The organism is Virgibacillus sp. LDC1 (genome assembly GCF_025792345.1).
Classification (GTDB): domain Bacteria; phylum Bacillota; class Bacilli; order Paenibacillales; family Paenibacillaceae; genus Paenibacillus_AQ; species Paenibacillus_AQ lautus.
In genome coordinates, this window is the sequence record NZ_JAOXLZ010000011.1 from 16,711 (window position 1) to 34,151 (window position 17,441).

The 17,441-nt window shown below is 51.2% G+C and carries 16 protein-coding genes; all 16 read right to left on the minus strand.

Annotation, left to right across the window (positions count from 1 at the left end):
• Positions 1-23 precede the first annotated feature (23 nt).
• Positions 24-962, minus strand: coding sequence for a quinolinate synthase NadA (gene nadA / locus OHJ21_RS32620; RefSeq protein ID WP_100541637.1), 939 nt, complete (start codon positions 960-962; stop codon positions 24-26).
• A 229-nt stretch (positions 963-1,191) separates the two neighbouring features.
• Positions 1,192-3,267, minus strand: coding sequence for an ATP-dependent zinc metalloprotease FtsH (ftsH, locus tag OHJ21_RS32625; protein WP_100541638.1), 2,076 nt, complete (start codon positions 3,265-3,267; stop codon positions 1,192-1,194).
• A 99-nt stretch (positions 3,268-3,366) separates the two neighbouring features.
• On the minus strand, positions 3,367-3,906 hold the full coding sequence (hpt, locus tag OHJ21_RS32630) for a hypoxanthine phosphoribosyltransferase (RefSeq protein ID WP_071221070.1): 540 nt from the start codon (positions 3,904-3,906) through the stop codon (positions 3,367-3,369).
• A gap of 68 nt (positions 3,907-3,974) precedes the next feature.
• On the minus strand, positions 3,975-5,405 hold the full coding sequence (tilS, locus tag OHJ21_RS32635; RefSeq protein WP_326120438.1) for a tRNA lysidine(34) synthetase TilS: 1,431 nt from the start codon (positions 5,403-5,405) through the stop codon (positions 3,975-3,977).
• A 445-nt stretch (positions 5,406-5,850) separates the two neighbouring features.
• Positions 5,851-6,771 carry a protein kinase domain-containing protein gene (locus OHJ21_RS32640; protein WP_100541640.1) on the minus strand — a complete coding sequence of 307 codons (921 nt, stop codon included), beginning with the start codon at positions 6,769-6,771 and terminating at the stop codon, positions 5,851-5,853.
• Entirely contained in the window at positions 6,755-7,495 is a 741-nt protein-coding gene (locus OHJ21_RS32645; RefSeq protein WP_100541641.1) for a vWA domain-containing protein, read from the minus strand. The genes OHJ21_RS32640 and OHJ21_RS32645 overlap by 17 nt, the downstream gene beginning before the upstream one ends.
• A 166-nt stretch (positions 7,496-7,661) precedes the next feature.
• Positions 7,662-10,172 carry a stage II sporulation protein E gene (gene spoIIE / locus OHJ21_RS32650; RefSeq protein WP_100541642.1) on the minus strand — a complete coding sequence of 837 codons (2,511 nt, stop codon included), beginning with the start codon at positions 10,170-10,172 and terminating at the stop codon, positions 7,662-7,664.
• A gap of 344 nt (positions 10,173-10,516) precedes the next feature.
• Entirely contained in the window at positions 10,517-11,008 is a 492-nt protein-coding gene (locus OHJ21_RS32655; RefSeq protein ID WP_006207435.1) for a S1 domain-containing RNA-binding protein, read from the minus strand.
• A 114-nt stretch (positions 11,009-11,122) separates the two neighbouring features.
• Entirely contained in the window at positions 11,123-11,473 is a 351-nt protein-coding gene (locus tag OHJ21_RS32660) for an FtsB family cell division protein (RefSeq protein ID WP_098741227.1), read from the minus strand.
• An 11-nt stretch (positions 11,474-11,484) separates the two neighbouring features.
• Positions 11,485-12,054 (minus strand): spore cortex biosynthesis protein YabQ, encoded by a 570-nt coding sequence (yabQ, locus tag OHJ21_RS32665; protein WP_100541643.1) that lies wholly within the window; start codon positions 12,052-12,054, stop codon positions 11,485-11,487.
• A complete protein-coding gene (gene yabP, locus OHJ21_RS32670) occupies positions 12,051-12,332 on the minus strand; it encodes a sporulation protein YabP (protein ID WP_009591926.1) in 282 nt (93 codons plus the stop codon). Before yabP ends, yabQ begins: the two co-directional genes overlap by 4 nt.
• Positions 12,333-12,550: 218 nt before the next feature.
• On the minus strand, positions 12,551-12,829 hold the full coding sequence (locus OHJ21_RS32675; RefSeq protein ID WP_076326537.1) for an RNA-binding S4 domain-containing protein: 279 nt from the start codon (positions 12,827-12,829) through the stop codon (positions 12,551-12,553).
• The gene (locus OHJ21_RS32680) at positions 12,829-13,101 is read right to left on the minus strand and encodes an HU family DNA-binding protein (RefSeq protein ID WP_009591918.1); all 273 of its coding nucleotides are present in this window, start codon (positions 13,099-13,101) and stop codon (positions 12,829-12,831) included. The genes OHJ21_RS32675 and OHJ21_RS32680 overlap by 1 nt, the downstream gene beginning before the upstream one ends.
• A 166-nt stretch (positions 13,102-13,267) precedes the next feature.
• Positions 13,268-14,779: a bifunctional methyltransferase/pyrophosphohydrolase YabN gene (gene yabN / locus OHJ21_RS32685; RefSeq protein WP_486022382.1), complete on the minus strand. Its 1,512-nt coding sequence runs from the start codon at positions 14,777-14,779 to the stop codon at positions 13,268-13,270.
• A 94-nt stretch (positions 14,780-14,873) separates the two neighbouring features.
• Positions 14,874-16,553 carry a putative polysaccharide biosynthesis protein gene (locus OHJ21_RS32690; RefSeq protein ID WP_486022383.1) on the minus strand — a complete coding sequence of 560 codons (1,680 nt, stop codon included), beginning with the start codon at positions 16,551-16,553 and terminating at the stop codon, positions 14,874-14,876.
• A gap of 198 nt (positions 16,554-16,751) precedes the next feature.
• Positions 16,752-17,294, minus strand: a complete 543-nt coding sequence (spoVT, locus tag OHJ21_RS32695; protein ID WP_100541646.1) for a stage V sporulation protein T — start codon at positions 17,292-17,294, stop codon at positions 16,752-16,754.
• Positions 17,295-17,441 lie beyond the last annotated feature (147 nt).

Here is a 17,441-nt window from a genome sequence, read left to right on the forward strand (position 1 = left end):
TTTTCACGAAAGAGTAGCGCATGCTACTTAACTTGTAACATGCGCTCTAATGAAGTTCTGGCTTTCTCTGCAACGATCGGCGGCACATAAATTTGCGGCTTCATCGTTTCCAACGCTTTAACCAGTTTTTTGAGGTTATTCACTTTCATATTCGGACACACCAGGAATTTCGTAGCGAAGTGGAACGATTTATCCGGGCTATCCAATCGAAGCTGATAACCGGTTCCGTCCTCCGTGCCCACGATAAACTCCTTGGCAGATGAATTTTTGCAATACTCTAGAATGGCGGTGGTACTCCCTACAAAATCCCCCATCGCAACAACCTCTGGACGGCATTCCGGATGCACCACAAATTCAGCATGAGGATATTTAGCCTTCATCTCGACGACATCCTTCACCGTCAGCATGTCATGCGTGTTACAGTACCCTTCCCAGATAATGAGCTTCTTGTCGGTATGCTGCTGAACATAATGTCCCAGGTTTTTATCAGGTACCCATATAATTTCATCCGAATCCACCGACTGAATCACTTTCACGGCATTGGATGAAGTACAGCAGATATCCGTTTCGGCTTTGATCTCAGCCGATGAATTGATGTACGTGACCACTTTTGCATTCGGATGCTGCGCTTTCAACTTTCGCAGTCCGTCAACGTTCACCATATCCGCCATTGGGCAACCGGCCCGCTCATCCGGTATAAGAACCGTCTTGCCCGGAGCCAGGATTTTGGCGCTCTCGCCCATAAAATGCACACCGCAAAATACGATAACCTCGGCATCCGTTTGTGCTGCCTTCTGCGCGAGCAGGAAGGAATCCCCCCGGAAATCAGCGACCTCTTGTATTTCATCCCGTTGATAATAATGTGCCAAAATGATTGCGTTACGTTCCTTCTTCAATTGCATTAATCGCTCACGCAGTTCACGGTTCTGTTCTGCCTTACGCTCCAGTGCCAAAGCTTCCATGATCGACCCTCTCCCTTTGTATAGTCCGGCGGTTCGCCGCTGATGACCATGTGACTTTCAGGATGGTTTCCACCTTTGTGAAAGGATGCGCATCCTTATTTAACAACTAATGTACACGTTCATTCTGCCCCCTGTCAATGTGATAGAAAGCACAAAAAGAACCGGAAAACGAATTATCGTTCTCCGGTTCTTCAATTTTATTCGGTATTCGAGCTTTTATCAGCGAATATTACGTTAAGCTGCTATTACCGTTGTCCGATCCGCCTGGAGGATCCTTGCGCTCGGAATCTTTGCGCTCTGGCCCTGGATCATTCGAATCCATCGGGTTATTCGGAATTTCTTCCGTGGAAGTCGGCTGCTCGCCGTCTTCTTTCCCTTGGATGCGAACTTTCACGTCGCCAATGTTGTCGATGATCGGTTCACCATTCTCGGAAGAACCTTCTCCTTCACCGTCGCCACTGCCGTTGCCTTCAGCTGATCCGGTCTCAATGAGATTCTTGATTTGCTCAAGCTCCAGCGTTTCCATCTCGAGGAGCGTGTTCGCAATCAGGTGAACCTCTTTGGCATGCTTATTCAGGATCTCTTTACATTTCTCATAGCAATCATTAATGAATCGCTGCATTTCCTGATCGATCTCATAAGCGATTTGATCACTATAGTTCTGCTCATGTCCGATATCACGTCCCAGGAACACTTGTCCTTGGGATGTACCGAACTGCATCGGTCCGAGCTTCTCACTCATACCGTATTCCACAACCATGCTGCGGATAATGCCTGTCGCTTGTTGGAAGTCACTGTAAGCGCCGGTCCCGATTTCACCGATGAACAGCTCCTCAGCAACACGCCCGCCAAGCAAACCGGTTACGCGATCCAGCAACTCCTGCTTCGTCACGAGCATCCGATCTTCCTTCGGCATCATAATGACATATCCACCGGCACGGCCACGAGGAATAATCGTTACCTTATGCACCGTATCCGCATGCTCGAGGAAATAACCCACAATCGTGTGGCCTGCTTCATGGTAAGCTACGATGCGTTTCTCGCGGTCACTGATCACGCGGCTGCGTTTCTCCGTACCGACGATAACACGGTCAATCGCCTCATCCACTTCTCGCATGGAGATATCTTTACGGTTGCGGCGAGCCGCAAGCAAGGCAGCCTCGTTCAGGAGATTCTCCAGATCAGCGCCTGTAAAACCGGTTGTACGTTTGGCGATGATGTCAAGTTTAACATCCTTCGTCAATGGTTTGTTGCGTGCATGAACCTTCAGTACGGCTTCACGGCCCTTCACATCCGGGCGATCTACGGTAATCTGACGGTCAAAACGTCCCGGACGAAGCAGCGCCGGGTCCAAAATGTCCGGGCGGTTGGTGGCAGCAACGATGATAATGCCTTCGTTCGCTCCGAAACCGTCCATCTCAACCAGCAACTGGTTGAGTGTCTGCTCACGCTCGTCATGACCGCCGCCAAGTCCGGCGCCACGCTGACGACCTACAGCATCAATTTCATCGATGAAAATGATACATGGTGCATTCTTCTTCGCGTTCTCGAACAAGTCACGTACACGAGAAGCACCGACACCGACAAACATCTCAACGAAGTCGGAACCGGAAATACTGAAGAACGGCACGCCTGCTTCACCGGCAACGGCACGAGCCAGGAGCGTCTTACCTGTTCCCGGAGGGCCGACAAGCAGAACGCCCTTCGGAATGCGAGCGCCAACCGTGTTGAACTTGCGCGGATCCTTCAAGAAGTCAACAACCTCAACAAGTTCCTGCTTCTCTTCATCTGCTCCGGCTACATCTTCAAATGTAATCCGTTTCTTCTCTTCATTATATAAGCGGGCTTTGCTCTTACCAAAGTTCATCACTTTGCCGCCGCCGCCTTGGGCCTGATTAAACAGGAAGAAGAACAGAACAAACATAATGATGAGCGGAATAAAGGATGAAAGCAATGTCAGCCAAATGCTTTGGCCTTCCATTGGCACCACGGACAGTTTGACATTGTTGCTCTCACTGGCTGCAGTCAGCTCTTGCATCGCTGCATCCGTGGCAGGAATATAGGTTGAGAAATTCTCCGATTTTTTCTCTTCGGAAATCTCCCTATACTTACCGGTCACCAGATAAGCGTAACCGTCAAATTGTACCGTCATTTCCTCTATGTTGTTAGCTTTGACTTCCTGCCGCAGTTGATTATAACTAGGGGCATCGGCTTGCTCGCCGCCATTAGTGACGAATTGTACTATGCCCACCACGACTAAAAATAGAATCAAATAAAAACCAGAATTCCGGATGAACCGACTCATCCCCTACCTCCTCTCAAGACACATAAGATATTTTACCACAGCCTGTCTGGCCATCTCAACAAAGGGCCCTCAACTGTGATAGCAGCCCATTGGCGCGGTTTAACTGCTGTAGATTTCCGGCTTCAAAATCCCGATGTAGGGGAGGTTCCGGTAATGCTCGGCATAATCGAGTCCGTATCCGACAACAAAAGCATCCGGCAGCACGAATCCGGTATAATCGGCCTGCAAATCCACCGTACGGCGTGCCGGCTTGTCAAACAGCGTGACGACGCACACCGAGTTTGCCTTGCGGCTCTTCAGAAGCTCAATCAAATGACTCAGCGTAAGACCACTGTCGATAATATCCTCCACAATCAACACATCCCTGCCTTCAACGGATGCGTCCAGATCTTTAATGATCTTCACCACGCCAGAAGATTTGGTTGATGCCCCATAGCTGGATACAGCCATGAAATCCAACTCAAGAGGGACTGTTATGGATTTAACCAAGTCAGCCATAAAAATAAACGCACCTTTAAGAACGCAAATAACGAGTGGATTGCGTCCCACATATTCGGCGCTGAGTTTGGAACCAAGTTCCTTAATCTTTGCGTGAATCTCTTCTTCACTGATGAGTATTTCCTGAATGTCATTCTGCAACTTAAGTGGACCTCCTACGTTTATACTATGAAAGCGTGAAACGGGCCATTCTTCGTTTTACACTTGCCTTAAGCATCCGATAGCTCCATCCGGAGAACTCGTGATGTGTGCCGCCCGCAAGCGGCGTGAACGGAACGTCGTACACCTGGAATCCACACGATGCTGCCGGAACCGTCACAAAGAATAGGAATCCGGGCACGGACAGACGGTGGGATTTTCTCATCAATGAGAATATCTTTCACCTTTTTGCTTCCGTTTAATCCCATGATCTTCATCTTGTCCCCCGGCTGTCTGTTGCGCACGGTTAAAGGAAACCTCAGCTCATCCGCATCAAAATCCGCCACAAAGGCCGATGGTTTGGAGCCGCTCCGGCTTTCGCTTCCTGTCATTAACGACAATTTCAGCATTTTTCCGATTTCCTTAACATACTGCTGCACAACATCAGGAGAATCAAGAATGTATATGTACTGTCCCTGTTCTTCCGGAGGCTTAGGCCAAAACTGGATCACTCCGTACTCACGAACACAGGTAATGCCGTCACCCAGATCCAGACGCCAGTTACTGCGCTGATCGTTAAGAATGCCATGGCGCACCGTTTCAATCTTGACAAAATCGGTGTTTTCCTGGTCTGAGGGCAGGTAATTTAATATTAGTTTAATCAAACGCCGTTGTAAAGCGACATGTAAGCCCAAAAAGGAAGGCGCGTCGAAAGCGAGCCTCCCATCGTTCTCCTGTACCATACTCCGAAATTGCTTCGCAGCTTCAAGCTCCACAAAATCATCCTCCTGCTGGACAATTTCGGCCAACTGATTGAGTGAGGAGGAGAACTGCCCATTGTATCGTTCCAGAAAAGGCAATACTTCCAGGCGAATCGCATTGCGGCGGTACTTCGTCTGCAGATTGCTGTTATCCACGACATACTGAAATCCGCATGCGCGGCACAGCTCCACGATATCCGCCTTGTACATACGAAGGAACGGGCGGATAAGTTCCACTTTTTTTTCCGTGCGCTTAAATTTTATTCCGGCAAGTCCGGACAAGCCGCTCCCGCGCAGAAGCCTCATGAGCACCGTCTCGGCTTGATCGTCAGCATGATGAGCCAGGGCCACGGCGCGCGCATTGTATTTATGGGCCGTTTGCAGCAGAAATTCATAACGCTTCTCTCTTGCAGCCTCCTGCCCACCCTTGCCGCTCTCTTCCATATAAGCGGGAATATCGATGAACGCCGTTTCTAATGGAAGTCCGAGCCGTTCCGCCAGTTCGCGCACCATCTCCGCCTCTTGGTCCGATTCTTTCCGGAACCCATGATGTACATGGGCACAGATCAATCGGAGCGGCGTCCGGTACAAAGAAATTTCATGAAGCACGTGCAGGAGCGCAACGGAATCAGGCCCGCCGGAAATGGCGACCACGATGCTATCACCTTCTGACCACAGATCAAACTCTGCGGCTGTACGCTCGACATGGTTGACGAATGTTCGTAAATAATCCTGTTTCACTTCCAGGTCCCCTTTAGAGGTTGTTCAAAAAGCCCGCTTTTGATAAGAAAACCTCTATCGAGGCCACTTCAAGGATGAGCGACCGCGATGCATAGGTAGGTTTTCTTGCGATATAGAATTCCATCAGTTCCACTGATAACTCATAAATTCTATATCTAACACGAAGTGAATCAGGAAGCCACTCGGCATCGAATCCTGAATTCAGCCGGGCCTAAGCGGATGCTTACGAAGTCATGTTTCCTGCGGAAACATCTTAGGTGCTCACGTACCCAAAACAGCAGGTGCTTTCGACGGTGTTTTCTGCGAAAACGTGTAGCTCCTCTCCTGACGTCCCTAGCTTCATCCGCGTTTGAAAAAACGCACATCGGAAGCATAAGCTTCGGTGCTGAAAACCGACCTTTTTGAACTCGCACCTTTATGAACTCCCAGTAACAAGGTAACAACTTCATGAGCGGAAGAAAAAATAAACAGTAAGGGCCATGATGACTAACGACAAACCGAACGCGTTCTTCAGCCACCGCGGAGTTCGTCCCGGATGAGGACGCACGTTCCGGCCCGAACCTTCATATATTCGTTTTCTCCACTCGTTCAACGCTTCCCGTGAATCCGCGAAATCTCCCGATAAAGCCTTGTTCAGCCAAACAGCGTATGGCTTGAAGATGAGGTTTCTTCGCAGTACCAGCTGCAGATCTGCAACACTGCGGGTCTGGGGAAGCTGACAAGACGCCTCCCGTAATGATTTCTCATCCAGCAGGCCGATACACATCACGGCAAACGAGAACAAATCATAGGCTACGTCGCCAGTCCGGCTCCCGGCATTCCAGTATCCCCGATCATACCATTCCGTAAACTGCTTTACGCTGCGTCCGAAAGGACTGACGCCTCCATAATCGATCAGTTCCACTCTTCCGTATGCCGAGACCATCACATTATCGGGCTTCAAATCACCGAATGCATAACCGGATGCATGCAGAACGGTCAGCTTCTCGAGCAGCTTCAGTCCGAGCAATCCGATCCAGTCGGCACCGCGTTTGCGAATAAAATGATGCAGCGGACTCCCTTCAATGTAACGCATGACATAAAAGGATACTTCGCCGCTGCCGTCATGATGATCGTCCGCCTCCACGAGATAAGGGTCCGGCATCTGTTCTTTCAACGCATTCAGCACATTAATTTCGGATTGAAGATCCAGAGCGTCATACCCAACTTTTAAAGCATAACGCTCGCGTACTCCTGCCCGGTGGACCAGATACACCTTGCCGTTAGCCCCTTTGCCGAGCATACGTTCCACGATGTACCGGCTGTTCCGCCACTTGCCTTTAATTACGGTTCCTGGCGGATAACCCGGGTTAGACAACGTAGTCACCGAGCATCCCTTCCTCTTGGCTGGAATGACCCTGCCATGATTGATTACCCTCTAGTGTACCATATCGGTAAAATTCAATCACCTTTAACAAAGCAGGTCCAGTCGGCGTTGCCCCTCTCATCTGCAGGCGGCTGAACATTCCCCGGGCGCCGTCAAGATCTGAGGTCCAATTCACGTCCATCACGATGTCCTCGCCGCTGTGTTTGCCAGGAAAATGGAATACCGACAGTTCGCTTGAGCCTGCGCGCGCTTTCAAACTCAGCATCAAATCGCGTATCGCTTCCTCAACCGCAGCCAGCTTGGGTTTCATGCTTGCACTTGCATCGATTAACAGGGCGACCTGCAGGGATGACGTCTCAGCGAGCTCATCCACAACTTCAACGACCTGCGAACGCTTGTCCGGCGGAAGCTCCTCCAGCGACCCGCCCCCCAAAATATGCTGTATCTCCTTATTTACCGCTTGTTGGATCGTCTGAACCACCGTTTTCCGAGTCATCATCTGTATCGTCTGCGCAAGCTGCGGTGTGCCTACGATCCGGTGTATGCCTCCTCCCGCTTTGGCTATCTCCTGAATTTCCAATCCCCCAAGTTCACCGATCGTCCCGTAATCAAGGACCCCCACCACATTCACAACAATACCATCCTGGAGCGCATGGGCTGCGGCCATAACCGGACTGGCCCCAACATTCGAGCAGCCGTCCGTTATCAGTAGAATTTGCTTCATAATAAATGATCGCCTCCGTCTCATCCATTTCTATCGATTTGACTTCTATCTCTATCATTTCCACATTCAAGAGAGTTCAAACGATAAATAGGAAGAATTGACGGAAAAGATTTACCATTTCCGGGGTCCTCCATTTCCCGGGTAATCGCTTGGTTTATCTAACGCATCAACTAACCGTTCGCGGCCGCTCCATTCGGGCGAAGCCTGGTACATGCACATTCGACCATTCCGGATGGAAGTGATCCACTCGCCCGACCACCACCGTCATATCATCATGAATTTGATTCTGTTGATAGCGAATCACCTTTTCCAGCAAACAGTCGGCAATTTCCTGCGGATCCTCACTGTTCACTTCCTGAATCATTCGTTTCATCCATAGCTCCTTGTTTACCGCATAACCCGGCGCATCATATATGCCATCCGTCATCATGATGAGAACATCACCGGCCTGCAGCTGTAATGACACCAGGTCCACTTCGATATCCTGAATAATCCCAATCGGAAGATTGCTGGCCGAGACCGGTATGACATCATTGCCCCGTTTGATAAAGCTCGGCGTCGAACCGATCTTCATAAAGGTGGTCTGAGCCGTATATTGATCAATTAGGGCCATATCGACCGTGGCGTAGATTTCATCCGGCGAGCGCAGCATCAGAATCGAGTTGACCGATTTAATCGCCAGCTTCTCATCCATCCCGGATTGAAGCAGCTGTTCTAATATATTCAGAGCCGAGCTGCTCTCAAGCCGAGCCCTTTCCCCATTGCCCATGCCATCACTAAGCGCTACCGCAAACGTCCCGTTGCCCAGCTCAACCGTACTGAAGCTGTCGCCTGATAAAATATCCCCTCCCTTAGCCGCTGCGGCTACACCCGTCATAATTTCATATGTTTTCGCTGAACCGAAACGTACGGTGGCCAATCCATCCCTCGGATGGGTCAGGGTCTCTTCCATGACCGCGATATGCTCCCCGAGAATGTCGGACAGCAGTGGTCCAATAATCTTCCTGCATTCGTCATAACCCCGGGTATACGCATGAACAATCTCAATCTCGACCTGCCCGGAGTCCAGGCTGATGATATCGATGCCTTGAATCGATAAGCCGAGCTGCTGAAGCGCTTCCCGAATCTGTTCTTCTTGAATGTGCATCGTCTGGCTTTCCCGCTTAATCTCTCGGGCCAAGTCTTCCATAACCTGCGAAACCCCGGATAATTGTTCCGCTACCAGATGGCGGCTATCGTATATTTGGCGTTTCCACTGCATATCATGTTGGTAGAGATGATACTGCTGCTTCAGGATGCCGAGCACCTCCTCCTTCTTGGCACAGATCCGGCTCCATTCCGGCGGCAGATCGTCTGCATCCATCTCAGGATTCTCCTCGATGGAGGTCATCATATCGGTCATATATTTATAAGTCTGGTAAAACTTCATGTCCCAGCACTGATTCCGTTTATAGCATGTGGCACAGCTTCCTTCGGCCACGGCATTCATGAAATGATTCATCTCCTCCGCCTGTTTGCCTGGAGGCTGTATGACCCCTGACGTTTGTCCGAAACTTTGCGAGAGCTGACGGAATACCTTGGAGAATTGGGTAACACGATCCGCTGTAAGATCCCGAACCCGCTTAGCGTATTCATGCTGGGAACGGGTATGATCCTGCGTGCCCGGCACATATTTGCCTATAGCCTGCATTACGCTCTTGGGTGTGATGAGGAACAGCACAATAGCCGCGCAGGTTTCCCAAGTGGAGATCATCACTTCTCCAGGATTGCTGAAATAGATGGAGAGAATGGTTGCCCCCAGCAGCATGCCCAGTGAAACACCGCCTTTCTTCCCTTCTTTCAGCATACCGGCGAGCATCCCGGAAAAGGCGAGTAGACTCATCTGGGAGAAGGCCGAAATGTTGGCAAGACTGAGGATGAGGCCTGTCACCACGCCAACCGAGGCGCCTAGCGGAGCTCCCCCGACCAGAGCAAACAGCAGAATTAAGTAACGGGATAAGACATGCTCTACCGACAGGGATTGGATCGTCCAGCCAACGGCACCTGTCATGACCGACGCCAGCAAAATGATGATACATAGAATTTCTTCATTTCGAAGAACATGCGTTTTTTTACGAAGCGTCAGCACCGGAATCGCCTGGATAAAGACCAAGGTCAGGACAAAGCTGAGCACCGCGTTCAGGGTGAGCATCATCATGGAATACCAGGTAATGCTCGGTCCGATGAGAACACTGAACAGATTCACGAAGAAGGTGGAGACAAATACCATCAGCGGCGCATATGACAATTCTGCCCGATCATACGTCTCCAATCCCCGCATCATAAAGTAAAAGATCAAGATTTCTGCCGGTACCATCCATGCTACCGGAAAGGACGCAAATAAACTTCCTGCAACGATCGCTGCGCCTACCGGCAGCAAATAATCGCGACGCATAAAGGCAATGACTGCAAAATAAGCTACGGCAAATGGAGACAGCTCTCCCAGGATCATAGCTCGTCCGAGCAGAAAACCCATGAAGGTTAGCAAGATCATCCACTTCTTAGCGGCCAGGAAGTGGATGGGACGCTGAAGAAAAGGCAGCTGCCCTAATCGTTCTGTTACACGGGCACGAATGGAACCCGCTCCCCCTTTAACTGCCTCAGTACCCGGAAACATCACCAGATTTCTTTTATCCATTACGCTGGCACCCCATTCTCACGAATTTGTTGGTCCCATTATAAAACCCCTGTTCAGGAAAGTTTGTCAGAACACCGGACAAGCCCCAAAGAAATTTCCGACAAAATCAACGTGCCTTGCGAACGTTCGGGAAAAGAGCGCTCATCCCCCGCGCCCAGCGGTATTTACACGAGTCAAGCCTATAGTATTCTTGTGGATCATTTCCCGAATTGAGGCGGACATCCTGCGCTCATTCCACACGGTATCGCCGTAAATTGCGTAGGAACCTGTCGTACCCTTGGATGCAACGACAAAAAAACCGCAGAAGGCGATTTCCCTCTGCGGTCAGTTTATATTTTATCGAATTACATACGTTTGGCTCCGCGTCCACCGCGTTTGCCTTCCGTATTCTTCTTAAGCGAAGAGATTCGTTCTTCACTGTCTTTCAGGAAGCGTGACATTTTATCCTCAAATGAAGGCTTGTTGGCCGCAGGCTTAAACGGGCGTCCGCCGCGTTCACGGTTGAATCCTCCACCACCGCCACCTCCGAATCGTTCTCCGCCGCCGCCTCCACTGCGTTCCGGTCTCGGTGCGCGGGGTGGACGACTTTCGGAAGCCGGCTTGTCGACAGCCTGCTTGATCGAAAGACCGATCTTGCCGTCCTTGTCGACATTAATCACCTTCACGGTAACGACATCGTTGATCTTCAAATGATCGTTGACATCCTTAACGTAATTGTCGGCGATCTCCGAGATGTGAACGAGACCCGTGACACCTCCTGACAGATCCACAAATGCTCCAAAATGCGTTATGCCTGTCACCTTGCCCTCTAACTTGGTGCCCACTTCAATTGCCATAGAATAAAATGATCCTCCCTTAAAAATATACAGTCCGATTTAGAAATCGCGCTGCGGTGATTTGATTATACGATAATGACCTAAACAAGGTCAACAGACGTGTGTCCTGCCTAATTACGGCTCTTCGCCCGAATTTTGGGGCTGAATGATCGGCGTCTCATTTGGCAGATACAGTCCAAACTTCTTGCGGGCAATCTGCCCGATATATTCAGGGTCCTTCAATCGCTCCACTTCATGAGTAATCTGGATTAGCGACTGTTCAACGGACTTATAATCCTCTTGCTTTTGAGCTAGCGCTTCGTTTTGATTACGGATGCGGTCATTCTGGGACCAGAGCGTTGAACCTGCCCAGATCAAAAACAGCGCCATCATCGCCACAAACATTCTTTTACGTCGGCGTGCGCCTTTGTTCTTTGTCTTGGTTTGTTGGGGAGCCTGCTTCGATGGATCAGCAAATCTTCCCATGACCATACCTCCTAAAACCAGCGCTTCCACGCCTTAATAACCTTGTCCGCGAATTGCTTGCACCATGCCGGCAGCCTGACTCTGGATGTGATCGGTCTCAGCATCCATTTCAAAAGTCGCCAAAAAGGCATGAGGCATTTAAGAACTAAACGCAACAGCGACAGGAGAAACTTCCATAGAAACCTTAACAATCCCAAGATGAGCATCAGGATTCCTTTGATCGGATTCCACAATAACATACGGAACAGCTTGTACAAAAAGGACAGTAAGCCTTTTGTCACTTGAATTAACATTACCACAAAACGTTGGGTTATGACACTCCATAATAAAAAATAGATCCAAACCCCTATAAACAGGCCCACAAACACATAAAAACGCAGTTGACCGTCATTGGTCACATACAACATGCGAAAAATGAAGAAGGCTGCCGCAATCCAGTAAAGGAAGTCCAGGGTATGCTTGGACCATTGCGGGAAGCGGAGCTGCCCTGCCAGCACCCGGTAGCTGTCGAAGGCGACTCCCATCGCTGCTCCGGAGAAGAGCATCCAGAGCAGCGTGATCCATTGTACGCTGGGGTTCATTTAAACAGCTTACCCAGCAGACTCTTGTTCTTGGTCTGCGAACCGGGATTCAAGTAAATCAGTGAATGCACCTGACCTTCAATCGACAAAAGCCCCTCTTCCAGGCTGAGATTTTTAATATGTAAATTTTGCCCCCGAATGGTGAGATGCCCAAGCTCGGTTTGAAGCAGAAATTCTTCACTGTCAAAGCTCTCCACATTTTGGACACCCGTAATGTCCAGCAGCTTCCGGTTCTGCATCCGCAGGTCATGAAACTTACCCTTCCCTTGGTCGATCATGGCATGTACCCCTCCTTTTAACAATAGCTTATGGGAAGGTGCCTGTCTTTAGAACCGGAAGAAGAACAACCGCTTCAGGAATGATCGTGACGCTGCGAGGATTGCCAGGTGAATGAAAGAGAGCAGGAACTCCACTTGTTTATACATCCAAGATAAACATAAAAACGCCCCCCGCACCATAGGGTGAGAGGGACGTTTGATGGAACGGCTCGGGCTGCTTACCAGTCCAATCCGCGATCTTTAACGATCGGTTCTTCCTTGACCAAGGTATAGAGGCTGGTTGCCTCATCTTTACGGGTTGTCTCGGTAAGACGCTCGACCCGGACGGTCACCAGCTTCTGGCCAAATTGGACGGTGATCTCATCGCCCAATTTAACCGTGCTGCTCGGCTTGGCCTCGCGGCCATTGATCAGCACCCGGCCTTGATCCGATACATCTTTCGCTACGGTACGCCGCTTGATTAACCTCGATACTTTCAGGAATTTATCGACGCGCATTATTTTACGGCTTCTTTAAGCTTGTTGCCTGCCTTGAACGCAGGAACGTTGGATTCTGGAATTTCGATCGTGTTGCCTGTTTGCGGGTTGCGGCCAGTACGTCCAGCGCGCTTACGAGTTTCGAAAGTACCAAAGCCGATCAATTGAACTTTATCGCCATTAGCCAAAGCTTCAGTAATTTCACCAAGGAAGCCGTTCAAGACGTTCTCTACGTCTTTTTTTGTCAATCCACTTTTACCGGAAATGTTGTTGATCAGATCTGTTTTGTTCATGAATTAAATCCTCCCAATTATCAGAAAAATATAAGATTTTACGGTTATTCGGTTAAACCGCCTTGCAATCTGCAAGATTTCACCATTAATGATTATTCTGGATGCCTTGCGGAATTCCTGCCGCAAATCCCTATTTTTTTATTTTTTACGTGAAAAAATGCCTTTTTCACTCATCGATACTGCCGTATTGTGCCGATCCCGATTTAGCTGCTTGCCATAGGGCTTCCATCTCGTCCAGGGTACTTTCCTGCAAGGTTTTCCCCTGGGCGGCAAGCTGCTCCTCTATGTAGCTGAAGCGACTGACAAACTTCCGGTTCGTTCTCGAAAGGGCCTCTTCCGGGTCCGCTCCGATAAATCTTGCCGCATTGGAGACCGCGAACAACAGATCACCGAGCTCGAGTGCCGTATCCTCATCAGACTGACCCTCGGTCACCGCCTGCCTCAGTTCACCGAGTTCCTCTTCAATCTTCTGGAACACGCCTTCGATGTTATCCCAATCGAAACCAACCTTGGATGCCTTCTTCTGGAGCTTGTACGCCTTCATCAATGCGGGAAGATCCCGCGGGATGCCATCCAGTGCCGAGGCCTTCTCTGGTGAGAGCCCCTTGCGGCGCTTCTCTTCCGCTTTCATCTGCTCCCAGTTCTGCAGGGCAGATTCTGCGTCTTTGGCGCTGCCCTCACCAAAGACATGCGGGTGACGGAAGATCAGCTTGTCATTCAGCGCTTGAATGACATCATACACCGTAAAGGTACCGAGCTCCTCTTCCATCTGAGAATGCAGCATAATCTGCAGCAGCAGATCCCCAAGTTCCTCCTGCATATGCTCAGGATCATCATCAATCGTCTCTAATACCTCGTAGGTTTCTTCGATCAAATTTTTGCGGATGGATTCATGGGTCTGCTCACGGTCCCATGGACAGCCCTCAGGGCTGCGCAGAATGCCAACGATCTCATGGAGTCTGGCAAACGTTCGCTGCCGAAGCATGCTGTCTTCGCTTCGAGGTACGTAGACCAGCGACAGATTCCCATATCCGTCGATGCGATCGAGCTCGTAGAGCGGCACGCGCTGGATCACTTCCTCGCCCTCAACGCCCAGCGCATGGCCGACGATGACCGGATAATCGTCCGGATACAGTTCCATCAGCGCCAGTTTAACTTCCGAAGCGGTAAACATGTCATACACCTGGCCGATCAGGGTATGCAGCTGCGGCTGGATGGCGCTTGCCCGAAGCTCAGCCGCATCGAGAAGCTGGAAGCCCTCAATGGGATCGAAACCAAGGCGAACGAAGGCCTCGTCCAGAAAGCTCTCACCGCCGAGCACCGTAAGCGTCACATTCTCTCCCGGGCAGCGCTCCCGTAATAACCGAACGGTTGCCTCCGCTACCATCGGATGCCCAGGCACCGCATAAACGAGCTCGCGATCCTCCTCGGCAGCTTTGGCCAAGTTGATTAGCGCGGATGCAATGGATTCGTACACCTCGGGAAAGGTGTCATGCGCCTCATACACATGGTCAAACGATTCCGGGTGAATCTGGAACTCATTCAACGCAGTGATGACGGGATGAGATAATGTACGCACATACACCTTCGATGCCCGCTGCATGGTTTTTATGATACCTATCGTCAATCGATCCGGATTGCCAGAACCCAAGCCGACCACCGTAATGGATGCACTCATACGCTACTTCCTTTCGTCTTCGTCCGCCTTGTCGACGTCATTATCGTACACTACTATATCACAGAAGATCAAACATCTCACAATTCGGCCCGGTTCAGCGCAGCACATGCAGGGCCCGCAAGAAGGCCGCCAGCGGTCTTCCGACCTTCGGCAGCATCCGAAGCTCCTCTTCGGTGAGGAGCTTCATGAGGGCGGCGCCGATAAGGAAGGCGCCGCAGCCGGCCGCGACGCCGCTCAGGCTCGCAGCCGCGTGGGTGAGGCGGCCTGAGGCGAAACCGGCCGCCGTCAGGATGCCGCAGGAGGCCTCACCTGCACCCCAGGCGGCCAGCGCCACCGCTGCGAGGACCGGCAGCGTCCTCGCAAGCATGCCGCCGGCGTCAAGGCGGGCGCCGGCGCTTCGCGAGAGCAGCGCGAGATTGAGCGCGGCGGCGGTCAGATGCGCAGCCACGCCGGCGATGGCTGCGCCGGTAATACCAAACTGCGGCACCAGCAGCAGGTTGAGCAGCAGCTTGAGCCCAGCCGCAGCCAGCAGATGAACCGCCGGGGCTTTGACAATGCCTATCCCCTGAAGCAGTGCAGCCGTTATCGTGCTCAGTGTACCCCCGGCAGCTGTAAAAGCAATCACCTGCATCGTCGCCGTCCCTGCGGCGTCTTCGTACAGCATGATGTTAATCGGCTCAGCCAGCACCGCCAAGCCTACGGAGGCCGTCATTCCGATCAGCCAGAACCAGCGGAGGGCCATACGAGTTTGGCCTGCAACCCGGCTGGATTCCCCCTTGAACTTGGCCTCCGCCAGTGCAGGGATGAACAGAACCGACAACGAGGTGGCCAGCATCGTAACCAACTGGACGAGCGGCAGTCCGCGGTTATAGACCCCAAACTCCGCCATGGCCATTGCTTCGCCCAGTCCGCCGGATGTCAATAAACGGGGCACCGTGAAGGTATCCACCAGTCCAATCAGCGGAACAGCGAGCAGACTAAGACAGACCGGAATTCCATAAGCAAGCAGGCGGCCTAGCATAACACCCGCTCCCTCTCTAGTTACATCGGCACGCAGCCCCGTTTCGTTCATACCCGCTGCTTCGAATCCGTGATCAGCTTCTCCTTGAATTTTACTCCGAGTTGCCCGGATATGCTTGCGCCAGTATAGTCCCATCACCAACAGACCGGCGGCACCACCGGCAGCAGATCCGAGCAGCGCCCCGGCGGCAATCACGTCGGGATCGGAACCGGCACGGATCATGTAGAGCAGCAGCACAATCATGACCCCGACACGGACAATCTGCTCCGTAATCTGGGAGATGGCCGTCGGCACCATATTGTGCAGCCCTTGAAAATAACCGCGCAGCACCGACATCCAAGGCACGAATGCCAGCGCCAACGCACCTGCGCGGAGGGCCGGTACAACCTGACTGCTTCCAATCCACATCCCGATTCTCGGAGCGCAGACGTACACCAGGAAGCCGAGAATCAGACCAAACAGCACCAATGCGGCGGAAGACAGGCGGAGCAGGCGATGACCGTCTTCGGTGCGCCCTTCGGCCTCGTATTCAGCCACATATTTGGAGACCGCCGCGGGAAAGCCAACCGCCGCTATCGTAATGATCATCATATAGAACGGATAAACCGTATTGTAGATGCCAAAGACGGCATCCCCACCCATATTTTGCAGCGGTATTTTTTGCAGTGTGCCAATCAGCTTGGACAGAAGCGCGGCCGCACTAAGGATAAAAGCTCCCTGCAGCAGCCTCGCCCCTGTTTGATCTGGTTTCATATCCTCTTCCAATCCCCTAGTTCCGTATCACAGACTAACCATCATGCAGATGCTGATGCTGCCATGTGTACCTCCATTATAACCAAGGGCGGGAGAGTGGTACAAAAAAGGAACCGGACAACAAAAACTCCCAGCTGCCGATTGACCCTGTGATCAACGTTCAGCGGGAGTCTCCATCCAAGGATTCATGTCCTCGTCTTACTGTTCCATTTGCTTGCCGAGGAAGCCTGCGGCGGTTTCAGACATCTTCACTTCCATCTCACCCATGTTCACGGATTCGTCCTTGTTCAGCAGTACGACACTGCCAATCGGGTCTCCTCCAGCAATGATAGGCGCAGCGACAAAAGCGGACAAAGCCTCCGGATTGTCTTTGCTGATCTCATACGTACCACTGTTGCTTTCCAGCACCGTCTTGCGGTTTTCCATGCAGTTTTCCAGAAGGTTGCCGATCGGCTTGTCCAAATATTCCTTCTTGGAGCCGCCTGCTACGGCGATAAATGTATCACGGTCCGATATGATCGTGATGTGACCTGTGCTCTCATAAAGGGACTCTGCATATTCCTTCGCAAAATCACCCAATTCACCGATCGGTGAATATTTCTTCAGAATGACTTCTCCATCCCGGTCAACGAAAATTTCCAGCGGGTCGCCTTCGCGAATCCGCAGTGTGCGTCTAATTTCTTTTGGAATGACCACGCGCCCGAGGTCATCAATACGGCGGACGATACCAGTAGCTTTCATGTCACTTGTTGCCCCACTTTCATAAGAAGATTTTTCAACTACTGTTCCATTCGGGAAGAGGATGTCCCCAGGTATATAAGAGTTAATGTCTGACCATAGTATTCATCCATTCCCAATTCCTTATACATCATCTACCCTCTGTTGGTT